The sequence below is a fragment of the Mycolicibacterium vinylchloridicum genome, from assembly GCF_013404075.1.
GTDB classification, from domain to species: domain Bacteria; phylum Actinomycetota; class Actinomycetes; order Mycobacteriales; family Mycobacteriaceae; genus Mycobacterium; species Mycobacterium vinylchloridicum.
The window spans coordinates 1-2,312 of record NZ_JACBJQ010000153.1 but is presented as its reverse complement, the minus strand read 5'-3'; the positions used below and the strand labels follow the sequence as shown (position 1 = coordinate 2,312).

The window sequence follows — 2,312 nt, the reverse complement described above, 5'->3', positions numbered from 1 at the left end:
TGTGTGGCCCGCGAGCGGCAGCGAGCTGATGGGGCCGCACATGTCCTCCGCCGCCGGCACCAGCACCGGGCGTCCCTGGACGGGTCGGGCCCCCGGCCGATTACGCTGCGACCCCTGCTAACGGCAATAGGTGAGTGGCGCCAGTGAGCCCGCCCGGAGGGTGGGCTGTCCGTCGGTCGCACCTAGTGCGCCGACGTCTACGAGACCGGCGGCCGGAAGAAAAGGGGGGCCCGACCGACCACGGCCGAAGGTGAGCGTCCCGGCACGGGTGGGTACCGGAACGCTCACGATCGAGGTGTTGAGGTGGTCATGGTGTTGCCGCGGTAGACGTCGCCCTCGATGTAAGTGAGGAGGTCGCCGTTGGGGTCTGCGAGACACCAGTAGTAGGGGGCGTCGTAGCGGACGATCTTCCATGTGCGTACGGGCCTGTACCAGTGCAGTTTGTCCAGGAGTTGGTTGTCGCCGCCTGATCCGGCGAAGAAGGCTTCTCCACTGGAGGGCTCGAAGTGTTCGTTGAGGATGGTGATGACGTCCTCAACCGTGTCGGCCTGGGCGCAGCGGTCCAGGGCTGCATCGACATTGGCCCAGAAGCCTTTTGGGTCAGTGGTCATGGTTGTTCTCCGTTTCAGAAGGTGTTGAGTGCGCCGGTTAGCGCTGGTGTGGGTGCAATGGGGTGAGGGTGGGCTGTCCAGGGCGGAGAGTCCGGTGGTGGTGCCGGCGGATGTGTGGCCCGCGAGCGGCAGCGAGCTGATAGGGCCGCACATGTCCTCCGTCGCCGGCATCGGCGCCGGGCGTCCCTGGACAGGTCGGGCCCCCGGCCCATTACGCTGCGCACCCCTGCTGATTGCTCAAAGGTGAGTGGCGGCAGTCAGTTCCGCCGTAGGCGGGACTCTGCGTCGGTCGCACGGGGTGCGCCGCGACTACGGGGCCGTTGGCCGGAACAAAAAGGGGGCCTCGCCGACCACTCGGTGGTGAGTAGTCAACGAGGCCCCACGGTGGCGCGTTAGGACGGTGGCAAGGCGTCGAGGATCAGCTGTGCGAGTTCCTCGCCGTTGGGTAGCGGGAGTCCATCGGCAGCGGCGCGGATCGCGTCGCATTCGGCGGAATCGCAGGCGCATTCGGTGTTGGTGGCGCTCTCGTCGGATTGCGCGCTGTCGAGGGCGGCTCCGTCCACGGTGGCGGCGTCGACGATCCAGCTGGTGCGGTCATCGGAGAGTCGCAGGTATACCCGGACGGACTGCTCGATGTAGTGGGTGCCGTCGTTCGGCTCGTAGGAGTAGCGAGGGGTGTGTCCGTCGCGACGCTGGGTGGGCACGGGGTTGGTCATGATGTGTGGTCCTCTCTGGACGGGGGTGGTGGGTGAATGGGTGTGGCCGGCCACCTCGGGTGTGAGGCGGCCGGCCACGTGTTGGGTTGCGCGGACTGGTCACTCGGCGGGCGGCTTGGCGGCGAGTTGGGCGAACAGCTGGCGGAGCTTGGCCGGCGGGAGCGCGGCCTTCACAGCGGTGTCGAGCAGGATGACCAGGGTGGTGTCGGGTTGCCCGGCGTCGGCTGCGGTGTGGTGCGCGGCCTCGAGTGCGATGGCGGCGCGCACGGCGTCGTCGCTGCAGTAGAAGCAGGCAGCAGCGAGGGCAAGTGCTTCGACGCGGGCTCGGCCGCGCAGCTGGCGTGCCAGGTGAGTCCATACGGTGGCGCCGGTCTGGGGGTGCTCGGTGCTGACGATGAGCAGGGCGTCACGGTGGGTGATGTTCGCGGTGATGAGCAGGCCGGCGTTGGCGGCCAGTTGCGGTGTGAGGGTGGCGGGGTCCTCGAACGCGGTGGACATGCCCTGGACGGTCTGGGTAACGAACTCGGCGGCATCGGCGTCGACGTCGGGTGCCGGTGCCTGTTCGGTGGGGGTGAACTCGCCGGCGATGTCGTCGCGGGTGGCGCGCACGATGCGGCCATGTTCGACGGCCATCAGCAGGCCGACCTCGGAGGTGCGGTAGTCGACGGTGGTTCCGGTGTCGCCGGTGTCGATGTCGGTCCAGGTGTGGCCTGCCTCGACGTGCGGGGTGTGCAGCCGCTTGAAGATGCTGGCACCGTGGGCGGTCATATGACGCTGCGCGGCGTCGAGGTGATCGCCGGCGTGCTTGTCATGCTCGGAGTCGGCGATGGCGATGAGCAGAACGAGCCGCATGCCCCCTGGCCTTCCCCCGAGACCGTGGAGGCATCGGCTATAAGGAGTAGCGATGTCAGAGAAACGGAAGAAGTACGACCGGGAGTTCCGTGAGGGCGCTGTGCGGATCGTGCTTGAGACGGGTAAGCCGATC

The 2,312-nt window shown here is 67.8% G+C and carries 3 protein-coding genes; all 3 read right to left on the bottom strand.

Features of this window, described 5'->3' with window-relative positions; all coding sequences use genetic code 11:
* Positions 1–284 precede the first annotated feature (284 nt).
* Positions 285–611, bottom strand: a complete 327-nt coding sequence (locus HPC46_RS34205; RefSeq protein ID WP_005144161.1) for a hypothetical protein — start codon at positions 609–611, stop codon at positions 285–287.
* 392 nt (positions 612–1,003) lie between these two features.
* A complete protein-coding gene (locus tag HPC46_RS34200; RefSeq protein ID WP_005144162.1) occupies positions 1,004–1,327 on the bottom strand; it encodes a hypothetical protein in 324 nt (107 codons plus the stop codon).
* 99 nt (positions 1,328–1,426) lie between these two features.
* On the bottom strand, positions 1,427–2,179 hold the full coding sequence (locus HPC46_RS34195) for a DUF4192 family protein (protein WP_233717042.1): 753 nt from the start codon (positions 2,177–2,179) through the stop codon (positions 1,427–1,429).
* Positions 2,180–2,312: the final 133 nt, after the last annotated feature.